The organism is Solibacillus isronensis, from assembly GCF_900168685.1.
Classification (GTDB): Bacteria; Bacillota; Bacilli; order Bacillales_A; family Planococcaceae; genus Solibacillus; species Solibacillus isronensis_A.
In genome coordinates, this window is sequence record NZ_FVZN01000014.1 from 2165955 (window position 1) to 2188271 (window position 22317).

Sequence of the window (22317 nt, forward strand, 5' to 3'; positions counted from 1 at the left end):
AAAAGGAGCAACAACTATTTTAGTTCTACGACTGTAACACCGAATCCGCCTTCGCCTGCTTCACCATATCGGTATGATTTAACACGCTTATGATTTTTCAGGAAGTTTTGAATCCCTTGGCGTAATGCACCAGTCCCTTTACCGTGAATAATCGATACACGCGGATAGTTCGCTAATAACGCATCATCCAAATATTTTTCTGTGCGAATAAGTGCTTCTTCATATCGTTCCCCACGTAAATCAAGTTCCAGTTTCACGATGCTGTTGCGATTTTTCACATTCATCATCGGACGAGTAGCCTGCTCTTTTTCTGGTTTCACATACTCTAAATCAGATTCGGGTAGTTTCATTTTCAAAATACCGATTTGAACAACCCACTCATTACCTGCTTTTTGCAGGAGTGTACCTTTTTGACCGTAGCTTAATACTTTCACTTCATCGCCCACTTGCAGATTTTGCTTACGCTCACGGGCAGCGACAGCCTTTTGAAGCACTTTATTGTTATCAATCGGTGCTGCATTATCTAGACGCTTCTTCGCATCGATTAACTCATGCTCTTTCACCGATAATGCGGCATTTTCTTTCATCTTTCTTAACTCTGCAATAATCGATTCCGCTTCTTTCTTCGCCTCATCGACAATTTTACGAGCCTTATCTTTCGCTTTTTTCTCCAGGTTTTCCTTTTTCTCATCATAAATACGAAGACGTTCTTCCAGCTCTGCTCGAATTTTTTGTGCGTCTTCCAGTAAAAGATGAGCTTCGTCCGCTTCACGTTCAGATCGTAATCGGCTTTCTTCAAGTGAAGCAATCATAGACTCTACTTCATGACGGTCAGTACCCGTAAAGGATTTTGCATGGTCAATTACATTTGAACTTAATCCAAGACGTTTGGAAATTTCAAATGCATTTGAACGACCCGGCACTCCAATGAGCAATCGATAAGTCGGGCTAAGTGTTTCAATGTCGAACTCTACACTCGCATTGACAACAGATGGACGGTTATAGCCATATGCCTTCAGCTCCGGATAGTGAGAAGTCGCCATAACACGCGCACCGCGATCAACTGTTTCATCCAATATAGCAATTGCGAGTGCTGCACCTTCCTGCGGATCGGTACCTGCGCCAAGCTCATCAAATAAGATTAACGATTTTTCATTAAATTTGCTTAAAATGTCTACTATATTCACCATATGAGAAGAGAAAGTTGATAATGACTGTTCAATTGACTGTTCATCACCAATATCAGCAAAAATTTGCTCAAACACGGCCAATTCCGAACCATCCAGTGCCGGAACAGGCAGTCCGCACTGTGCCATGATTGTACACAGTCCCACTGTTTTCAATGTTACTGTTTTACCGCCGGTGTTTGGTCCAGTAATTACAATTGCTGTAACATCGCGTCCAAATTCAATCGTATTGGCAACTGCTTCTTCAATCGGCAATAGCGGGTGTCGTGCGCGGACTAGTCGTGTGTAACCTTCTTTATTCATTTTTGGCATTGTGCATTTATTTGCCTGTCCATATTTCCCTTTTGCTAAAATAACGTCCAATTCCCCAAGTAACTGCACAAGTACAAATATTTCATGACCGACTTCCTGTACCTTTAATGTAAGCTCGGATAGAATGCGCTCGATTTCAGCCTTTTCTTTCACTTTAAGGCGCTGTACTTCATTGTTCGCTTGAATTACTGCATCAGGCTCGATAAACAATGTTTGACCTGAAGCTGACTGATCATGGACGATCCCGCCATAATGTGAACGATACTCTTGTTTAACAGGGATTACGAAGCGGTCGTTACGAATCGTAATAATCGCGTCAGACAGCATTTTTGTTGCATTTGAACCACGTGTGAGACTTTCCAGCTTTTGACGCACTTTAGATTCTTCTGAACGCAATGACTGACGAATTGAGCGTAATGCAGGACTCGCTGAATCAAGCACCGTACCATTATCATCGATACAGTCATTAATTTCGTGCTGCAATGCCGTCAAGACAGGCATTTGTTCTTTACGTTCGATAAAGTGTGGGATTTCAATTGTATTTTCTGATTCAATATCTTCAATAAAATTCCGTAAAATCCGGCTTGCTCGTATTGTGCTTGCGATTTCCATTAATTCCATCGGGCTGAGCATACCGCCGATTTGTGAGCGTCTTGCATGTGGACGTACATCGAAAATGCCGCCCAACGGCACATTGCCTTTCACACGTAAAATCGCGAGTCCTTCATCCATTTCTTCCAGGAGTTCGACAACTGTATCGTAATCTGTTTCCGGTACAAGTTCATCAATCGCTTGTTTTCCGATAGAGTTTGTACAAAATGCCGCCACTTGCTCGCGTACTTTATGAAATTCTAGTGTTTTCAATGCTCGTTGTTCGATCATGAGAACACCTCCTATTACTTTTCTTTATTTTTCGCAATAAATGCTTCGAATTTATCTTTTGACCACGTGTTAACGATCAGGTCTTTTTTCAGCCATGCTTTTTGTGCGTATTTGACACCGATGTCCATAAAGCGCAGTTGGTCAATAGCATGGGCGTCTGTATTGATGGCGATTGGTACATTTTTCTCCATTGCCAGCATTAAATATTCGATGCTTAAGTCCAGGCGGTACGGATTAGCATTGAGTTCCAATATTTTACCATGTTCTGCAGCCCATTCGATCAATAACGGTACGTCCGGGTCATAGCCTCCGCGCTGCCCGACGATACGGCCTGTCGGGTGAGCAATCATATGGACGTACGGATTTTCTACCGCTGTTTTTAAGCGCGCCATAATTTTGTCCTGCGATTGTGTAAAACTTGAATGAATCGATGCGATAACAAAATCCAGTTCTTTTAAAACATCATCACCAAAGTCTAATGTTCCATCCGGCAGAATATCCATTTCCGTACCTCTGTACAGTCGGAAATTTGGATTTGCTTCGTTAAATGCATAAATATCAAGCTTTTGCTGCTCAAGTCGTTCAGGTGTTAATCCATTCGCCACTTTTAAATATTGAGAGTGATCGGTAATTACTGCATGAGAATATCCGATATCCATTAAAGCTTGCCCCATCTCGCTAACTGAATGCGCGCCATCTGACCAAGTTGTATGCATATGAAGATCCGCTACGATATCTTCCAGCTTCACTAATCCGCTTAGCTCGTCCAAACGATCCAGCTCTTTCCCGCTTTCACGCACAGTCGGCGGAATAAAAGGTAAGTTAAAATGCGCAAAAAACGCTTCTTCCGACTCAAATGTTACGACAGTGCCGTCTTCTTGCTCGACACCATATTCACTAATTTTTTTACCCATTGATTTTGCAAGCTGACGCATGCGTACATTGTGGTCTTTCGAGCCAGTGAAATGATGAAGTGCTGTTGCAAATTCTTCCCGCGTCACTAAACGGAAATCTACACTTACCGGTTCTTCACGGTCCAATATTACGGACACTTTTGTATCCCCTGCCGCAACGGTTTCCAATATTGCAAGGCGCGTTAAAATCGCTTCACGTACAACTTCATACTCCTTTGTTGCTACAATAAAATCAACGTCTTTACTCGTTTCCGCAACGCGTCGGAAGCTCCCTGCAACCGAGAACAGCTCTACTTCAGGCAGACTTGCTAAAAGCTCGTTAATTTCCAATACAACAGGCTCCAGCTGCCAAATAGGTAATCGTTCAGCACGGGAACCAAAAGTTTCAAGTTCTTTTAAAATTTTTTCCTCTGTTTTTGCCGCAAACCCCGCAAGCCCTCTTACTTGACCTGCCTCACAAGCTGCCTTTAATGTGGCTGCATCAACTATGTTAAGTTCCTGATACAATTTAGCAAGCTTTTTACCACCTAAACCCGGTAGTTTCATCAACGGAACAAGCCCTTTTGGTACGACTGCCTCCAGCTCTTTCAATACAGTCGATTCCCCGATTTCCATCAGCTCTGTAATTACCGAAGCCGTTCCTTTTCCGATTCCTTTAATTGCTGTAATATCATCGATTTCGCTTAGGCTTCGCTCATCTGCCTCGAGTGCCGCTGCCGCTTTTCGGAAGGCGGATACTTTAAACGGATTTTCTGCCTGCAGCTCCATATATAAAGCTATTTTTTCTAATGTACGAATAATAATTTTTTTGTTCATCATTATCTCTCCTTTAAAAAAGCTCCTCCCGAAAATCGAGAGAAGCATTCGCATGATTTTCAAATCAATTACGCCTCGGCATAATGGTGTCCTGAACCGGCTAAAGATCCACGGTGTGCGGATAAGTCAGCTGTATTAGCATAATGCGATGCTTTTAGGTTGACTTCTTTCTTTAGTAACTCCTTTTCTGAATTTAGGACACCCGCTGAAATAAGTTAATTTTTTTGGATATACCACCAATTTTGGAACATGCTCGTAATAAGCGGGGTATGCTCAAGTATGAGTCCTGCCAAAATTGAGCTGTCGATGAATGTTTGAATCGATTCCACCGGCAGTAATGCCACAACATACAGTCCAATAAATAGTACAAGATACATTTCAATAAATCCAAGAACTGCACCTAATACATAGTTTAATGAACTCAATACAGGTAAATACGTTAAAAAATCAAACATAGACCCGACAATTTGGAGGGCAATCTTTACTGCAAAGAAAATAATGGCAAACGCAAAGACGCGATAAAATGTACGGTCAACATCGAGTGAATCCAGAACGAGCGTCATTGTTGAACCTTCTGTAAAGCCAGGATACGGAATCCATAAAACAAATTTTTCTGCTAGCGGCTTATAATAAATAATCGCTACAATGAGGGCAACAATAAAACTTCCGATATTAATAAGCTGAACAACGAACCCTCGTTTCGCTCCAACTATAAGACTAATGATAAAGACTGCGAGAATGATTAAATCCAACATGTATGTCAACCCTTCAAATGTTTCAATTGTATTTCTAGTTTTTCAAATTGTTCTTTTAATAATAGATAGTCGTGCACAGAATTAACGGCTGTTAATACAGCTAGCTTCGCTGTATCTAAAGATGGATTATGGGCACTGATTTCCCGCATTTTGTCGTCCACTAATGAAGCAACAAGACGCATATGGACCGATGATTCTGTTCCTACCATTTTATATGTATTACCATATATTTCTACGGAAATGCGATTCTTTTCTTGCTCAGCCAAAATAATCCCTCCAGAAAAAATAAGTGAACAGTAACGAATAAACTTTTTTCGTTTTTTGCCCAATAAAAAGATTGAAAGCAAACCTGATTGATTCTATTATATAACGATGCCATTTTCCTATTGTACATCATAACATTTCCAATTTCACTATCGCAACACCATGTCCCGAATGTTCCTGTGAAAGAAGCATACATATGTAAGTTCCCCTTTTTTATTCAAAAAGCTATACTCATAGTAATACATTGTTTTGAAAGGATCGATTATGACAAATATCGTTTTACTTTGCAGTGCTGAACAACAGCAATCAATTCAACATTTCTATAAAGACGCTCTCATTGAACGAAAGGCTCCTGGCGTTATTTTTGCGGTAAAACTTGCCGATACGGCCATCACTGCATATAAATCTGGAAAAGTAATGTTTCAAGGGGCTGGTGCAGAACGTGAAGCAGCACGCTGGGGGCAAGCAGGTGCTCCAACGGCTAGAATTGCCTCCACGAAAGGTGATACACTCCCAGACAATTTTGCAACATTATCCGTTTTAGGTTCAGATGAAACCGGAACAGGCGATTACTTTGGCCCTGTAACTGTTGCTGCTGTCTATGTTCCCGCAGATAAAATAGCGCTCGTCCAGGAACTTGGTGTGAAGGATTCGAAACAGTTGACTGATGATTATATGCGTCAAATTGCTCCAGATCTAATGAAGGTTTGTGTTCACAGTATCTTGACGCTGCGCAATGATAAATACAATGCAATTCAGGCACGCGGGTACTCGCAGGGGAAAATAAAAGCGTTGCTGCACAATCAGGCATTAAAGCATGTATTGACAAAAATAGCACCGGAAACCCCGCAATATATTTTAATCGACCAATTTGCAGAGCGCGGAATTTACTATAATCACATTAAGAATGAAAAAGAAATTGTCCGTCAAAATGTTCTGTTCTCGACTAAAGCCGAAAATCTGCATGTAGCTGTTGCTACCGCCTCGATTTTAGCACGTTATGCATTTCTTAAAGAAATGGATCGTCTTGCAAAAGTGACAGGGTTCCCTCTTCAAAAAGGAGCGAGCGGCAAAGTAGATGAAATGGCCGCTAAAATTTGGTTGAAGCATGGCGAAGAGACACTTCGTTCTATGACGAAATGGCATTTTGCCAATACTGAAAAAGCACGCAAACTTCTGCAAAAGAGAAAATAGAAAAGGAGCTGCCGCCATTATTGGCACAGCTCCTATCTTATTTTTCCATTACTGCAAAATAATTTTCCTCATCATCGGCAAAGTTGAACACTTTCCCGAAAGGCATCTTCATGAACTCCCCAACCGTAATTCCCTTTGCTTTAAAATCTTCATACAGTTCCTCTAAATTTTTTGCATAAAACATTAATGAAGGCGTAGATAAATTCAATTCAGGAGACATTTCTTCTATTTTCTTTTTATCATGCAATACAATGCTTGTTTGCGCTTCATCCTTTGGTGCAACCGTAATAATTCGCATGCCGTTATTGATGTCGGAAACTACAGTAAATCCTAATTTTTCAGTCCAAAACTTTTTTGATTGTTCCTGATCTTCTACATACAACATGACTTGCCCTAATTGTTCAATCATTTTTCGAACTCCTTTTTAAACGCGTACTTTAACCAAGTATAACAAATAAAAAAAACGGTAGGAGATAAAATCTCCCGCCGTTTCATTATTTTATTTTTTTTCTGGTACATTTCCCATAAAGTCTTCACGTTTCGTTACGTCTACACGCTTAATAAATATCGCTAAAATTAAAGCTACGACTGTAATACCTGCTGCTACGAAGAAACTGAACGTAATCCCGTCAAGCATTGCCTGTTGCATTACTTGTGCTTGGGCTTGTGCAATTTGCTCAGCAGTCGGTTGTACTGCAGATGAAGCATTCGCTTGCATATCCGCTGCAATTTCAGCTGCACGTGTTTTTGTGTGTGAGTTGAAAATTGTAACTAAAACAGCTGTACCAATTGCCCCTGCTACTTGCTGAGCTGTATTGTTCATAGCTGTACCATGCGGATTTAAACGGTTTGGCAAAGCATTTAAACCGTTTGTCATAATCGGCATCATAACCATAGAAATACCGAACATACGAATTGTATATAAAGAAATAATAAATAAATAAGTTGAATCAACTTCCAAATAACCTAATCCGATTGTCGCTAATGTAGTAATTGCTAATCCGACAACCGCTAAAATGCGCGGTCCAAAACGGTCGAATAATTTCCCTGTAATTGGCGACATAATCCCCATTACAATTGCACCTGGCAACATCATTAATCCTGCTTCAAACGGTTCAATTCCGCGAACATTCTGCACATAGGCAGGTGTTAAAATCATCCCTGAGAACATTGCTACAGATAATACCATTGATACGACAGAAGCTAATGCGTAAGAAGGATATGTGTAAATACGTAAATCTAGTAAAGGCTGCTCTAAACGGAATTGGCGAATGATAAACCATGCTAAACCAATTGCTCCAGCAGCGATCGTACCCCAAACTTCAACCGCTGACCAGCCTGCTGAACTTGCTGTACTGAAACCATATAATAATCCACCAAAACCGATTGTCGACAATACGACAGATAGCATATCAATTTTAGCATCACGATTTGGCAATACATCTTCCAGTTTCCAAACTGCCAGTAAAAGTGATAAAACGGCAATTGGAAGAATCATTTTGAACAGAACGCTCCAGTCATAATGTTCAACAATCCATCCAGATAAAGTCGGTCCGATTGCTGGTGCCAATACCATAACTAACCCGAACATCCCCATCGCCTGCCCGCGTTTTTCAACCGGGAAGCTGATAAGCATAACATTCATTAAAACCGGTGCCATCGTTGCTGCACCAGCTGCCTGAATCATACGACCTGCCAATAAAAATTCGAAGCTAGGCGCAAATGAGGCCAATGCTGTACCAATAACGAAAATCGTCATTGATATAATGAATAAAGGTCGTGTTCTGAATTTTGTAATTAAGTACGCCGAAGCAGGAACCAATACCCCACTTACAAGCATATAGCCTGTCGCTAGCCATTGTACTGTTGAATAATCTTCAATATCAAAAGCAGTCATAATAGACGGTAAAGCTACGTTTAATAATGTGTTATTTAAAAATGCTACAAACGCCCCAACAAATAATACGGCTATCATTAAATACGGGGGTTTTTTAAATGTTTTTACATCTTGTGTCTGTTCCATAATTTTATTTCCCTTCCTCAATCTTTCAATCTTCCTATTTCTGTACTCGAACTATTTTATACTCAGAGTCCAATAAATTCAACAATTTTATACTCGCAGTCTAAAAACATTGCGAATACACGTTTTAAACAGTAGAATGAGAGTACAATTCAGATTAAATAGCACAAAATTTTTCTCGATTTTATTACTTTATAGGTATAGTAAATCGTTTTAATTGATATGGAGGAAGTTCATGAATCAACGAAAAAGACAGGTGCTTGATAGTGCATTACAGCTTTTTATCGAAAAAGGCTTTCATGAAACATCAATACAGGACATTTTAGACAAAGCGCTTATTTCAAAAGGGACATTTTATAATTATTTCTCATCTAAAGTGGAATGTTTTAAATCAATTATGGAACAGACTAGATACGAAGCGAGCTTATTACGCCATGAGATGCTGCTAAATCAAGATATTACCGATGAAAACTTATTATTGGAACAAATTCTCGTTCTTATGCAAATTAATAAAAAGCAAAACTTAGTATCCTTGTTCGAAAATATCTTTCAATCGAATGACAAGGAGCTCCGTCGATTATTGGAACGCTATCGCCTATTGGAAATCGAGTGGGTATCCAATCGTTTCATAGATATTTTCGGTGAGGAAGTCCGCCCTTATTCTCTTGAGATCGCCATTTTATATTTTGCGATGGTTCACCATTTAACCTATTCCCTCCGTCTCTTTTACAGTGAAATAACCGACCAGAAGAAAATATTGCAAATTGCATTACGTAACGTTAAAGCAATTTATCCTATTATGTTGGAAAATGGTGAAATCCTCATTACACAGGATGCACTTCAGCTAGTCGAAGAGAAAAAAATTTATCAGTCGATTACAAAGAGTGATTTAATTGAAAAGGTCCAAGGCTTCCTTGATCAGTTAAAATTGGATACTGACAATGAGGTTGGGGTACAATTCACTGAAAGTATTCTAGATGAACTGCATCGTAATGAATTACGTCTTGCTGTTATTGAAACTTTGCTTAAGCCTTTCCGTGAAGCTTTTACAAACACACCGCATGCCGGAGAAAATGTCGAACTTGCAAATTTATTATGGTACTTTATCAAAAACGGGGATCAGAAGTAATACACGCATCTGATTCCCTCACCAATAAAAAAAGTCGTATTGAACGTGATCTGTTCAATACGGCTTTTTATTAGTTATTGCTCGTTGAGATGTGCACTTTCAATTGCTTGCCCTTAATCGGCGTTGTTTTCATCGCTTTTAACACGAGATTGCCTTTACCATTTAGAATTTCCACGAATGTAGACGTATCCAGAATTGTAATAATGCCGATATCTGCCGCGGTCATACCCGGAATTTTTGCAATCGTTCCGACAAAATCAACAGCACGCAGCTTTTTCTTCTTACCGCCGTTAAAATAGAGTTTCGTAATGTTGGCATCGACTTTGGCATTCTTTTGTTTTTTCTTTTGTGGTCGGCTTTGCATCTTTTTGTCAAACGCCTCAGCCTTTGCTTCTACTTCTTCATGTGTCGGCAAGTCCATCTTCGGAATCGTAAATCCGATCAGTTCTTCAATTCCCGCCAAAAAGTCATGTTCAAACGGGGTCACAAAAGTAACAGCCTTCCCTTCCTTGCCGGCACGTCCTGTTCGGCCAGTACGATGTACATACGCTTCCTTTTCCATCGGCAAATCATAGTTAATTACTAACGATATGTTCTCGATATCAATACCGCGCGCCGCAACATCTGTTGCCACTAAATAGCGGAAGTCTCCTCGCTTATAATCATTCATGACAAGTAGACGAGTTGACTGATCCATACCGCCATGCAACTTATCGACACTGTACTCTCGATCATATAAATAATCGTGCAAGGCATCGACACGATCTTTCGTACGACAGAAAATAATGCACGTATCCGGATTTTCCACAACAGCAATTTTTTCGACAGCAGCTGTTTTTCCCTCGTCCTGTACTTCAATAACAGCATGTTCAATTTTTGGTGCAGCCTCTTCCGAATGGACTTCGATATCGATCGGTTCTTTTAAATAATTGGATGCCAGTTTTTTTATCGTTTCCGGTACTGTCGCTGAAAACAGCATCATTACTTCACGATGTTCCACATGAGCCAATATCGCCTCAACTTGCTCGATAAAGCCCATGTTTAGCATTTCGTCTGCTTCATCAAGGACAACATAGCGAATTTTATCAAGCTTTAATGTCCCCTTTTCGATATGGTCAAGTACGCGTCCCGGTGTACCAACTGCAATATGTGTTTTTTGCTTTAATTCGTCCTGCTGATAACGGAACGGCTGTTTTCCGTATAATGCGGTAGCTTTAATACGTTTGTAACGTCCAATATTGGTAAACTCTTCTTTTACTTGGACAGCCAATTCACGTGTTGGTGTTAATACTAGTGCTTGTGGCTTGTTTTCGATCCAATCGATGTTTTCGCAAATCGGAATCGCAAATGCAGCAGTTTTTCCGCTTCCTGTTTGTGCTTTAACAATTAGATCATGTTCTTTTAATGCATGGGGCAACACTTTTTGCTGAACTTCGGTCGGTGTGCTGTAATCCAAATCTTTAAGCGCATGTTGTAGTTCAGGTGATAATGGATAGTCGTTAAAATTATTTGTCATATTTATTCCTCATTTTCTTCTATTAATGAATGATTCCCGGATCAACAATAGCGATAAATTTTCTCGTTGCTTTTGAAAGTGAAACATTTTTTAAATGGACAATTCCTAAATTACGCTTAGGAATTGGCTGTTGGAGCTCAATTTCATATAAAAGCCCTTTATCCAAGTAATCGGTCGCAAACTCCTTTGTTACACTTGCGACACCTAAATTAATTTTTGCAAATTCCAATACTAAATCATGTGAGCCTAATTCGAATTCAGGTGAAATTGTATAGCCCTGTTCTTTTAAATAGTTTTCCACATAATTTCGGGAGTTTGCCTTTTTCTCCAAAAAAATTAACGGCAGCTTCATGAGCATATCGAGGCGAATTGGCTTTTTTGATAAATTTTTATATTTTTGTCCGCACACAAATATATCATGAATTTCCTTACAAGGGATAACTTGAAGCTGTGGATCATGAATCGGCAAGTTACATATGCCTAAATCCGCTTCCCCTGATTTAATAAAAGCTAATATTTCATTCGTTGTACCGTTTAAAACCTTTAGTTTAATGCCAGGATATTTAATATGGAATGCCTCTAAATAAGGCAGTAAAAAGTATCTTGAAATCGTATCCCCAACCCCGATGCGTAATACGCCTGTACGCAGATTTTTAAATTCGGCAATTTTCTCTTCTCCCGCGTCTAAAATGCCAAGAGCAGAATTGACATATTCATGTAACAATTCGCCTTCTTCAGTTAAGGTTACCCCTTTTGGTGTTCTGTTAAATAAGACTGTATCAAGTTCTTTCTCAAGTTTTGAAATAGACTGGCTAACAGCCGGCTGTGTCATATATAAAGCAGTTGCTGCCTTTGAAAAACTTTTACTTCGACTTACTTCATTAAAAATGCGATATGCTTCCAACTTTATTATCATATAACCCTCACTTATATCTGATATTAGAATTATTAATTTTACTTATATCACATGAACAGGTTATAGTAAACATTGTGAGATTACTTATGTTTTGCTTAACATTAAGCAAAAGCAATTAAAATATAACTTACAGCTTTTGAAGGAGAGATTATTTTGGAACGTGTAGTAGGAACGGTTGTACGAGGTCTTCGTGGCCCAATTATTAATGAAGGGGACGATATTGTTCAAATCGTTGTTGATACAGCGTTAAATGCTGCAAAGACAGAAGGCTTTGAAATTGAGAATCGTGATATTGTGACAGTGACTGAATCTGTTGTTGCACGTGCACAAGGTAACTACGCTAAAATTTCAGATATCGCATCTGATGTAAAATCAAAATTCGGTGATGACACTGTAGGTGTGATTTTCCCGATTCTTTCGCGTAACCGCTTCTCTAACATTTTAAAAGGAATTGCAGCAGGTACAAAGAAAATCGTTCTTATGCTAAGCTACCCATCTGATGAAGTGGGCAACCATTTAGTATCATTGGATGAACTTGATGAAAAAGGTATTAACCCATGGACAGATGTGCTGACAGAAGCTGAATTCCGTGGTCATTTCGGTTTTAACAAACATACATTTACAGGTGTGGACTACATCGAATATTATAAAGAATTAATCGTTGAACAAGGTGCAGAAGTTGAAGTCATCTTCTCAAACAATGCAAAAACGATTTTAGATTATACGAAAAGCATTTTAACTTGCGATATTCACTCTCGTTTCCGTACAAAACGTATTTTAAAAGCTGCTGGAGCAGAAAAAGTTTATGGTCTTGACAACATTTTAGCTGAATCTGTAAACGGATCTGGCTCTAACTCTAATTACGGATTACTTGGATCAAACAAATCGACAGAAGATAGCGTGAAATTATTCCCGGACAACTGTCAACCAATCGTTGATGACATCCAAGCGAAAATTTTAGCGGCTACAGGTAAACTTGTAGAAGTAATGATCTACGGTGACGGCGCATTTAAAGATCCAGTAGGTCAAATTTGGGAGCTTGCAGACCCTGTTGTATCACCTGCTTACACTCCAGGTCTCGATGGTACTCCAAACGAAATTAAGTTGAAGTATTTAGCGGACAATGATTTCTCTAACTTGCAAGGTGAAGAACTGAAAGAAGCAATCAAAGAATATATCAACAACAAAGAAGAAGATTTAACTGGTAATATGGCTGCGCAAGGTACAACACCTCGTAAGCTGACAGATTTAATCGGTTCATTATCTGACTTAACTTCTGGTTCAGGCGATAAAGGAACACCAATGATCTACATCCAAGGTTATTTCGATAACTATACAAAATAAAAAACAAAAAGACTCAATTTCCGTCAGCGGAAGTTGAGTCTTTTATTTCGTATTTAAATAGGTAAAAAATAAACGGTGCAAATTCCGAAATTTGCACCGTTACTTATTTAGACTAAGTCTTTTATAGACTGGTTTGATTTACTTCTCAATACCTTCTGTCCATTTGTTTACAACGTCTTGGTTTTCTTCAACCCATTGTTGTGCCGCTTCTTCAGGTTTTGTTCCTGAGTAAATGTTCAGCATGACTTCTTCGATATCTTCTGTTGTCCATTCAAAGGCATCTAAAATTTTGAATGCATCAGGTGACTCCTGTTCCAAGTTTTGACGTACAAATGTGTGAATGCTTTCTTCTCCGCCAAATACACCTTCAGGATCTTCCAAATATTTTAAATCATAGTTTGCAAATTTCCAGTGTGGGCTCCAGCCTGTCACAACGATGTCTTCCTCATTTTTAATCGCTTGTTCTAAAGCTACTGTCATCGCACCTGATGAAGATGGTTGTAATGCCCAAGATTCTAGGTTCGGATATGTTTCAAGTGCTCTTTCAGCAGCCGCAACAACACCTGCACCTGCTTCAATACCTGTAATTGTTGATGCCGCTTCTGTAGATAAATCAGCAATTGATGTTGCTTCCATATAACTTGGTACAACTAAACCGATTTTAGCACCTTGTAAGTTTGGTCCTAAATCTTCTACGTCTGCACCGTATTTTTCATACTGTGAAGCATGTGTAGCAGGTAACCAGCCAGATACCATCGCATCTGCTTCACCTTTAGAAACTGCCTCCCACATGATGGCATTGTCCAATGGTGTAATGTCTACTTTATAGCCGACACTTTCCAGTACTTCTGCCACCACATACGTAGAAGCAACCTCTGAATCCCATTCTACATAGGCTAACTCAATTGAACCTAAATCTTCTGATGATGACGTTTCTTTTTTCTCTGTTGTGTCATCTCCACACGCAGCTAATAATAGCGCAGCGCTCATTGCTGTTGCTGCAGGCATCCATTTCATTTTTTTCATTTTACTTTCCCCCATTTGATTTTTGCTTATTTAAACTTTGTGTTAAACGGTCTACAATAATAGCGAAGATTACTAGACTTATCCCCGCAACAAATCCATTACCGATTTGTGCTCGTTGTAGTGCCGATAATACTTCACGACCTAAACCTGGTGCACCGATCATTGATGCAATAACGACCATCGATAGTGATAATAGTACCGTTTGGTTAATACCGGCCATAATAGTAGATTTTGAAAGTGGCAGTTCTACTTTCACTAATTTTTGAGTGAATGTACTACCATAAGAGTCCGCCGCTTCGATTAAATGAGTCGGAACTTGACGGATACCGAGATTTGTAAAACGTACAGTTGGTGGTAATGCGAAGATAACTGAAGCAAATACACCTGGTACAACACCAATTCCGAAAAATGCTACAGCTGGAATTAAATAAACGAATCCAGGCATTGTTTGCATAAAGTCTAAAATTGGTTTTAAAATTTCTTCCACTACTTTTGATTTCGACATCAGAATGCCGAGTGGTATACCGATTACAATCGCAATTAAACTAGAAAACAGCACGAGTGTAAATGTATTCATAAGCTGATCCCATAAGCCCTGGTTTAATATGAACAGTAAACCAATGATTGAAAAGATGGCTAAGCCAAATTTTTTGCCTGTTGCAAAAAATGCTAACACGGCAATGATTAAAATAAATACATACGGCGGAATAGCTGTTAATGCGGATGTAACAAGATCCATCATATCTTCACCGTTGTTTTGAATGAAACGGAATTGGGCTGAAAATGTGTCTGTTACAATATCCATCAAATCTTCTACTTTTTCAGCTACCGGTAATGGTGTTGCTAAATTTAAAATTTTACTCATTGTCTACACCCCCGTTTTTTTCAGAGGCTAACGACTCTAAAACAACTCCACGGATTAGTACACCGCGCAGTTTTCCCTCTTCGACTACAGCAACCGGTGTCGGAGAATCGGAAATAACCGATAAAATATCCTGTATAACTGTAGATGGTTCAACAATCGGCATATCATTGCGTAAAATTGATTGCAGTGATTTTTCACCGGATTGCGCAAGCTCCAGTGCATCATTTGCAGTAATATAGCCTAAATATTTTCGGGCTTTATCTACTGCCAAGAGGACACTTACTTTGTCTTCTCTCATACGCTGCAACGCAACTTTTGGCCCTTCATGATCAATTTGAATTGTCATTGGACGAATCATTGCATTTTCCGCCGTCAATACTTTCGAACGGTCTACATCTTCCAGGAATGAACGGACATACTCATTTGCAGGGTTAGTCAAAATCTCTTCCCCTGTTCCTACTTGCATGATCTTTCCATCCTTCATAATAGCAATACGATCACCAATACGAAGCGCTTCATTTAAATCATGTGTAATAAAGACAATTGTTTTTTGTAAATTAGCTTGTAACTCCAATAGCTCATCTTGCATCTCTTTACGAATGAGCGGATCAAGAGCAGAAAAAGCTTCATCCATTAATATGATTTCTGTATCATTTGCCAACGCCCGTGCAAGTCCTACACGCTGCTGCATACCACCTGATAATTGTTCTGGATACTGGTCTTTATAGGAGAGCAACCCTGCATTCTGTAAAGCCTTTTCTGCTTTTAATCGTCTTTCCTCTTTCGGAACGCCTCTGACTTCCAGGCCATACTCTGCATTTTGTAAAATGGTACGTTGCGGGAATAATGCGAAGTTTTGAAACACCATGCTCATTTTTTCCCTGCGAACAAGCTGCAGGCTTTTTTTATTGAGCTTTGTAATATTTTGATCATCTATATAAATATCACCACTCGTTGGTTGAATGAGACGATTGAGTAAACGGATTAATGTAGACTTCCCACTTCCTGAAAGCCCCATAATTACGAAAATCTCACCCTCTTCAATTGTCAAACTAGCTTCATATACACCTACAGTAGCATTTGTTTCTTTTAATATCTGTTCTTTGGATTTTTCTTGCTTCACGAGCTTTAATGCCTGTGATGTATTTTTTCCAAATACTTTAGTGACTCGGTCTATTTTAATTTTCCCCATAATCCACTTCCTAATATAATTAATTTCATGCTAGTAACAACTTTATATTTATCTCGAGTTGTTAAAAGCAACAACTTTTATATTAATAGACGTTGTTACTATTGTCAAATAAGAATTGATTTTTTTGCTCCTCTATCTAGAAATAAAGTCCTTTAAACAGAAAAAACTACTCCCGAAATACAATGAAGGAGTAGTTTGTTTTTGTTATAAATTTGACGACCTTTATCTATTCTGATCGAAAGTTGTTACTTTCTAGCTGTAAAAAGTGTTTTACATTCGAATAACATTCTTCTTTACCAATAAAAAATAATGTATCTCCGGCAGAGAGCGTTGCGTATGGACCTGGCGAAACAATTAGCTCATGATCTTTTTTGATGCCAATTATTGTAGCACCCGTTTCCTGCCAGAAATTGATCTCGCCAACATTTTTTGATAGGAATGGACAATTTTCAGTAATATCGATTTGAAAAGGTACAAACGGGTTTATCGATTGATAGCGGCTTGTCCGGTTGACCATTTCTCCTAAGGTATCCTGGAAATGATGCAACTCATCAATTTGGCGTTCAATACTGTCGGTTAATTGTTTTTGTAAATCTCTTATCGATTTAACACCTGTTAACCGTTGAATGTATTTAGCCGCGTTTTCATAGGAAACGATGACAACACCGCTCCCCTTTGTCGCTTCTACTATATTTAGATCCTGCAGAACGGCAATCGCTCGTCTCGCGGTTTCCGATGAAACACTGTATTGAGATGCCAGCGATGAACGGGCATAAATCTTTTCCCCGACAACATATTTTTTTTCAACAATTTTAGCGGCAATATCTTCTGCGATTACTTGATATTTAGGCTGCTTAATTTGGATTTTCTTCTCCATTATTTGCACTCCTTTGTGCTGTGTTCAGTATGCATAAGCAAAATTCCTATATTTATACTATATCGAAATTATATACCTTTTTATAAAAACAACAAATAGTTCGCTGATTTTATACAGTTTCCTTTAATAAACTGAAATAAAATTTAGGTATTATTTTCTGTTAAATACTAACAATAACATTATTATCTTTTTTATTCGAGTTATTTATTATTTTTTCGACAAAACTAACACTTTAGCACTTTAACTCAATAAACTTGTTTATTACTCAGAAAAATGATGATAAAATTTTGATTATTGTAAATTAGAAATAGGTGTAAAAATGGAAAAATTATTTAGAAAAAAAACCAATCAATGACCTTTTACTTAAAAGTGGAAACATGCAGTTACCTAAAACAATGGGTCCTTTTGATTTAATTATGTTAGGTGTCGGTGCCATTGTCGGTACAGGCATTTTCATTTTACCGGGGACGGTCTCTGCGCTTCATGCAGGACCCGGAATTGTCTTCTCCTTTACGATTGCTGCAGTCGTTTGTGCATTAGCAGCACTATGCTATTCTGAATTTTCTTCTACTGTACCCGTTGCAGGTAGTGCCTATTCATATAGCTATATCGTTTTTGGAGAAATCATAGCATGGCTTGTCGGCTGGGCATTATTATTGGAATACGGTCTCGCAACAGCTGCCGTAGCAACAGGCTGGTCAGGTTATTTCGTTTCACTGCTGGAAGGGTTGAGTATCCATTTACCGGTAGCTTTGACAGGAGCATTCAGTCCTGAAAATGGTACTTATATTAACTTGCCTGCGATATGTATTATCTTTGCGATAGGTGCTTTACTGTCATTGGGAATGAAAGAATCGACACGTTTCAATGCATTATTGGTCGCAATTAAACTTGGCGTTATTTTATTGTTCATTGTAGTAGGTGTTTTTTATGTGGAACCGGATAACTGGACACCTTTCCTGCCATTTGGAATGAGCGGTGTTTTCACAGGTGCCGCGCTCGTATTTTTTGCTTACTTAGGGTTTGATGCCGTATCTTCTGCTGCCGCGGAAGTAAAAAATCCACAGCGCAATATGCCAATCGGAATTATCGGTTCCCTGCTTGTCTGTACAGTACTATATATTGTAGTTTCACTTGTACTGACAGGGATTGTTCCATATACAGACCTGAATGTAACCGATCCTGTATCTTATGCGATGCAAGTAATCGATCAGGAACGGGCAGCGGGAATTATTTCACTCGGTGCTGTCATAGGCATGATGACCGTTATATTAGTCATGATGTACGGCGGGACACGATTGTTGATGGCATTTGCCCGTGATGGCTTAATGCCAAAAATGCTGGCACAATTAAGTGAAAAACGCAAAATGCCTGCTAAAAATACGTGGCTGTTTACAGTAATTATTTCATTTTTTGCGGGATTTGTTCCATTGGATTTGTTAGCGGAACTAGTAAATATGGGTACACTGGTTGCATTTATTTTCGTTTCTGCCGGCATTTTATATTTGCGTAAAAATAAAGACTTGCCGCAAGATCGATTCAAAGTACCGTTTTATCCCATTTTACCAATCTTATCATTTATTTTATGTATTTTTCTGATTACCCAACTTTCCTTGCACACATGGATCGCTTGTGGAATCTGGTTTATTATCGGTATAATTGTTTATTTCACATATGGAAAAAAACATTCTATGATGAATTCTAAATCTAAATAGTAGAACAGAGCTGGTACAATAACCGCTCTATATAAAAAGCGCAGCAAATTAGTTCCCGTAATTTGCTGCGATTATATTTTTTTTTTGAGAAATTCCGCATCGTATTTGAGAGAAGCAATCTGCAAATTTTCTGACCTTATTAAATTGTTTGTTTTTGAACCTTTTACAGATGCCAACGAATTGCTAATATGAGAGTTAATTTCAAGCAAGGGAGCGTCAATTATTATGGAATCGTCAAGATCAATCACTACTTCATCAGAGAAAACAAAAGATTTAATTATTACAAGCCTTCTTATTTCACTCGTATTCGTAGCCACATTTTTTATTAATATCCGTTTGCCGATTGCTGCAAATGGGGGGCTCGTTCATTTAGGTTCTGCCATGCTTTTTATTATCGCAATCTTATTTGGTCCAAAGAAGGGCGCAATGGCCGGAGCATTCGGTATGGCACTGTTTGATATTTTATCTGGCTGGACATTATGGGCACCATTTACATTCATTACACGGGGTCTGCAAGGCTATATTGTTGGTAAAATCGCTACAATGCACGGAAAAAATGGCGGAAGCATTATTTACAACTTTGCGGCTATCGTTATCTCAATTCCATTTATGCTTGGCGGTTATTATATTTGTGAACGTGTTCTCTATGGAAACTGGGTCATTCCACTGGCTTCAATACCAGGAAACCTCGTTCAAAACGCAGTAGGTCTTCTTATTGCACTACCTGTATGTATCGCTTTAAAGAAACTGCCTCTTTTCAAATAAAAAAAATTGGTTAGCGCTCTATTGTCGCTAACCAATCTGATTTTATTTTACCAACTTACTGATTGCTTTAAATATATCGCCTTTTGCTACTTGCTGCATTTCGAATAATGCCATTTCTACACTAGTTACTTGAGCACCAAGATGCATCATTTTTTGGATGCCTACTTCACGGTTACTTGCTGTTCGTGAAGACACACAGTCTGCCAGCACTTCGACTTCATAACCGTTTTCCAGTAATTGAGCAGCTGTTTGATATACACAAATATGCGCTTCAATTCCGGCCAATAAAATCTTTTTGCGTCCTGTTTGCTGTAATGCTTGTACAAATTCCTCAGTATCATAAGCGCTGAATGTAATTTTTTCAATCGGTTTTTCATCTGTTAAATGCTCTGCAACTCGCTCATCTGTAGGACCAAGCCCTTTCGGATATTGCTCAAGCCATAATATAGGTAATTCCAGTAATTTTGCCCCTTGTACCATTGTGGCGATATTACCTACAACGAGTGCACTTTCCTCAACAACCTGCGCCAGTTTCCCCTGAATATCAATCAGTACTAATACTGCTTCTTCTTTTTTTAACATGAATATACCTCCCCTAAGTTGCATTCTTCTCTATTATACTGAACTTTTCCACTAAATGAATAGTAGATCCTCCATTGAAACGAAATGCATGACAATGTATAGTGAAAAGAGAAATGGAGGATTTACATGTTGCGTCTTAGTTGGCTCATAAGTATGGGCATCAGTTTATTTGGAGTCTTAATCATTCAGAACTTTTTTACGGTAAAACCGGACGATGTTGCAAATGGAGGAAATCTTGGCGCACTAGGTTTAGCACTAGTTGCACCATTCATTATACTTAGTTTATTTATAACGTTTCGCTTCTTTACGGAAAGTGCTAGAAATGCAAAAGATCAACTTATGCGTATAATTTATTTAATATTTGGAGTTGCACTGTTAGTGGCGTTCATCTATTATTCCATTGATTTTTCAAACAATGTGTATGCATCCCTCGGTGGTGATACGAAGACACCCGGTTCCACAATCTATCGTTTCCCCCTATTAAACGAGTATACGAATCACGTTTTTCTTAACTTTTATACGTTTGGAATTGTCCATACATTAAGTGCTATAGTCGGTGCTGTTACAGGAATGGTCAAGCCTGCCAAACAATCTCCGCAATAACAAAAACCCGAATGGTCATTGTAAAGTGTACCCTTTGTAAAGGACATTTTGAAAAAGCCTAGGCAACTTGTTGAAGCTGCTGTCTGTATTTTACAGGCGGCAGTTTTTTTAAATTCCACTGGCCTCGATAATAATTGTAATACGTCATATAACTCTTTATCTCTCGTTTTACTTCTTCTAACGTCTCACACTCTTTTAGATTGGCTTCATCTTTAAAATGCCCGAAGAATGATTCCTGGGGCGCATTATCCCAACAGTTCCCACGCCGTGACATGGACTGACCTAAGCCCAATCGCTTCACCAATGCTTGATAGATCGGGCTTGTATAATGAAAGCCCTGATCCGAATGGATAAAGGCATCTTTCACTAAATGCTTGTGTTTTTTCAATTTCTTTAATGTATCGAGGGCGATATCCAACGATAAGGAATTTGATACTTCATACGCTAAAATTTCGTTCGTTTCAGCGTCTTTAATCGTGGATAAATAAGCGCGTTTTCCGTTTCGATACGTCAAATACGTGATATCTGTTAATAACACTTTTCCTACTACACCTTGTTTGAAATTCCGTTTTAAGTCGTTTGGGCATGTACGGTGTTCTTTCGTTGCTTTTACCATACGTCGATAAGGATTCGCTTTTCGAATGGGACAAACAATATCATACTTTTTCATAATGCGACGAATTCGTTTTAGGTTGTAGGTGATACTATATTGATTTTGAAGTGTCATTTTGATTTGGCGCGCTCCCTTTTTGCGTCCTCGGAAATGATAGGCCTTTAAAATGATTTCTTTCACTACTTCATCTGCCGCATCTTGGGTTGCCCGGTTTTGGGCGGATTGTTCATCAAAATAATTGTAATAACCCGAACGGGAAACACCCATCATTTCACATAAGTAGCTCACCATGCGCTTCAATTTATACTTTTCGATGGCTCCTTGAATTAATTCAAATTTTATTTTCGCTTCAATTGTGATTTCTTCTTCAACATCTGCCTTTCGAGTAGATCCAGCTTTTTTAGTAGTTCATTCTCTGCCTCAAGTAATCGCGTTTTCGCTTCTAAACGTGCATATTTTTCTTCAAGGCTTAATTCACGTTCAAGTTGGCGTCCCGAATTCGTTTTACGTGTATCCTGTAAACCATTTATTCCGGCTTTTCGGTAAGCTGCTTGCCAGCGTTTTGCGGAAGAACGAACACGCTCCAAACCGATTAATTCAACGTCCAATCCCGCTTCTTCAAAAATGGCTCTTGGTAATTTCCCCTTTTCATTTTCTGCAATAAAATGACGCTTAAATTCATCTGTATAGGTAATGGCCTTGTCACTGACGGCCTGTACATTCGGATTACATTTTAATTGTGCTTGTTGTTTCTCTGTGAAGTAGATTTTTGTCATTCAATTCCGCTCCAGTATCTTTTTTCTTATTATAAATAAAAATACCCTACAAGA

General features: G+C 38.8%; 20 protein-coding genes. 6 read left to right on the forward strand and 14 right to left on the reverse strand.

Features of this window, described 5'->3' with window-relative positions; genetic code table 11:
- Positions 1 to 14: 14 nt before the first annotated feature.
- The 4 genes from B5473_RS19535 to zapA form a co-directional block, all read right to left on the reverse strand.
- On the reverse strand, positions 15 to 2381 hold the full coding sequence (locus B5473_RS19535; RefSeq protein WP_079528274.1) for an endonuclease MutS2: 2367 nt from the start codon (positions 2379 to 2381) through the stop codon (positions 15 to 17).
- Between the two features lie 14 nt (positions 2382 to 2395).
- On the reverse strand, positions 2396 to 4111 hold the full coding sequence (gene polX / locus B5473_RS19540) for a DNA polymerase/3'-5' exonuclease PolX (RefSeq protein WP_176142107.1): 1716 nt from the start codon (positions 4109 to 4111) through the stop codon (positions 2396 to 2398).
- 215 nt (positions 4112 to 4326) lie between these two features.
- Positions 4327 to 4866, reverse strand: coding sequence for a CvpA family protein (locus tag B5473_RS19545; RefSeq protein WP_079528278.1), 540 nt, complete (start codon positions 4864 to 4866; stop codon positions 4327 to 4329).
- A gap of 5 nt (positions 4867 to 4871) precedes the next feature.
- Positions 4872 to 5132 carry a cell division protein ZapA gene (gene zapA, locus B5473_RS19550; RefSeq protein ID WP_008405018.1) on the reverse strand — a complete coding sequence of 87 codons (261 nt, stop codon included), beginning with the start codon at positions 5130 to 5132 and terminating at the stop codon, positions 4872 to 4874.
- A gap of 262 nt (positions 5133 to 5394) precedes the next feature.
- On the opposite strand from zapA, the gene rnhC reads away from it, so the two are divergent.
- Positions 5395 to 6324: a ribonuclease HIII gene (gene rnhC, locus B5473_RS19555; protein WP_079528281.1), complete on the forward strand. Its 930-nt coding sequence runs from the start codon at positions 5395 to 5397 to the stop codon at positions 6322 to 6324.
- Between the two features lie 37 nt (positions 6325 to 6361).
- Here the strand turns inward: rnhC and B5473_RS19560 are convergent, their stop codons facing one another.
- Both B5473_RS19560 and B5473_RS19565 read right to left on the reverse strand, forming a co-directional pair.
- Positions 6362 to 6733: a VOC family protein gene (locus B5473_RS19560; RefSeq protein ID WP_079528283.1), complete on the reverse strand. Its 372-nt coding sequence runs from the start codon at positions 6731 to 6733 to the stop codon at positions 6362 to 6364.
- Positions 6734 to 6823: 90 nt separating this feature from the next.
- A complete protein-coding gene (locus B5473_RS19565) occupies positions 6824 to 8347 on the reverse strand; it encodes a DHA2 family efflux MFS transporter permease subunit (protein WP_079528285.1) in 1524 nt (507 codons plus the stop codon).
- A 232-nt stretch (positions 8348 to 8579) separates the two neighbouring features.
- Between B5473_RS19565 and B5473_RS19570 the strand changes: the two genes are divergently transcribed.
- A complete protein-coding gene (locus B5473_RS19570; protein ID WP_079528287.1) occupies positions 8580 to 9473 on the forward strand; it encodes a TetR/AcrR family transcriptional regulator in 894 nt (297 codons plus the stop codon).
- A gap of 70 nt (positions 9474 to 9543) precedes the next feature.
- Here B5473_RS19570 and B5473_RS19575 read toward each other — a convergent pair whose 3' ends face one another.
- Both B5473_RS19575 and B5473_RS19580 read right to left on the reverse strand, forming a co-directional pair.
- Positions 9544 to 10989 carry a DEAD/DEAH box helicase gene (locus B5473_RS19575; protein ID WP_079528290.1) on the reverse strand — a complete coding sequence of 482 codons (1446 nt, stop codon included), beginning with the start codon at positions 10987 to 10989 and terminating at the stop codon, positions 9544 to 9546.
- A gap of 22 nt (positions 10990 to 11011) precedes the next feature.
- A complete protein-coding gene (locus B5473_RS19580) occupies positions 11012 to 11905 on the reverse strand; it encodes a LysR family transcriptional regulator (protein ID WP_079528293.1) in 894 nt (297 codons plus the stop codon).
- Positions 11906 to 12058: 153 nt separating this feature from the next.
- On the opposite strand from B5473_RS19580, the gene B5473_RS19585 reads away from it, so the two are divergent.
- Positions 12059 to 13249: a coenzyme F420-0:L-glutamate ligase gene (locus B5473_RS19585; RefSeq protein WP_079528295.1), complete on the forward strand. Its 1191-nt coding sequence runs from the start codon at positions 12059 to 12061 to the stop codon at positions 13247 to 13249.
- 138 nt (positions 13250 to 13387) lie between these two features.
- Here the strand turns inward: B5473_RS19585 and B5473_RS19590 are convergent, their stop codons facing one another.
- The 4 genes from B5473_RS19590 to B5473_RS19605 all read right to left on the reverse strand — a co-directional run bounded on the left by B5473_RS19590 (position 13388) and on the right by B5473_RS19605 (position 17209).
- Positions 13388 to 14275, reverse strand: coding sequence for a glycine betaine ABC transporter substrate-binding protein (locus B5473_RS19590; protein ID WP_079528298.1), 888 nt, complete (start codon positions 14273 to 14275; stop codon positions 13388 to 13390).
- A gap of 1 nt (position 14276) precedes the next feature.
- Entirely contained in the window at positions 14277 to 15140 is an 864-nt protein-coding gene (locus B5473_RS19595) for an ABC transporter permease (RefSeq protein ID WP_079528300.1), read from the reverse strand.
- Entirely contained in the window at positions 15133 to 16332 is a 1200-nt protein-coding gene (locus tag B5473_RS19600; RefSeq protein WP_079528302.1) for a quaternary amine ABC transporter ATP-binding protein, read from the reverse strand. Before B5473_RS19600 ends, B5473_RS19595 begins: the two co-directional genes overlap by 8 nt.
- 226 nt (positions 16333 to 16558) lie before the next feature.
- Positions 16559 to 17209 carry a TrkA C-terminal domain-containing protein gene (locus tag B5473_RS19605; RefSeq protein ID WP_079528304.1) on the reverse strand — a complete coding sequence of 217 codons (651 nt, stop codon included), beginning with the start codon at positions 17207 to 17209 and terminating at the stop codon, positions 16559 to 16561.
- Positions 17210 to 17586: 377 nt separating this feature from the next.
- Here B5473_RS19605 and B5473_RS19610 point away from each other — a divergent pair, with 377 nt between their 5' ends.
- The gene (locus B5473_RS19610; protein WP_079528306.1) at positions 17587 to 18924 is read left to right on the forward strand and encodes an amino acid permease; all 1338 of its coding nucleotides are present in this window, start codon (positions 17587 to 17589) and stop codon (positions 18922 to 18924) included.
- A gap of 225 nt (positions 18925 to 19149) precedes the next feature.
- Complete coding sequence (locus B5473_RS19615) at positions 19150 to 19689, forward strand: ECF transporter S component (RefSeq protein WP_079528308.1); 540 nt, start codon at positions 19150 to 19152, stop codon at positions 19687 to 19689.
- 42 nt (positions 19690 to 19731) lie between these two features.
- Here B5473_RS19615 and B5473_RS19620 read toward each other — a convergent pair whose 3' ends face one another.
- A complete protein-coding gene (locus tag B5473_RS19620) occupies positions 19732 to 20271 on the reverse strand; it encodes a hydrolase (RefSeq protein WP_079528310.1) in 540 nt (179 codons plus the stop codon).
- Positions 20272 to 20397: 126 nt separating this feature from the next.
- Here B5473_RS19620 and B5473_RS19625 point away from each other — a divergent pair, with 126 nt between their 5' ends.
- Positions 20398 to 20874, forward strand: a complete 477-nt coding sequence (locus B5473_RS19625; protein WP_079528312.1) for a nucleoside-diphosphate sugar epimerase — start codon at positions 20398 to 20400, stop codon at positions 20872 to 20874.
- A gap of 58 nt (positions 20875 to 20932) precedes the next feature.
- On the opposite strand, the gene B5473_RS19630 is transcribed toward B5473_RS19625, so the two are convergent.
- Positions 20933 to 22263, reverse strand: a protein-coding gene (locus tag B5473_RS19630) for an IS3 family transposase (protein WP_439848463.1) whose coding sequence is annotated in 2 segments (ribosomal slippage) — positions 20933 to 21882 and positions 21882 to 22263 — 1332 coding nt in all. Because the reading frame shifts where the segments join, the coding sequence is not laid out codon by codon here.
- Between the last annotated feature and the right edge of the window lie 54 nt (positions 22264 to 22317).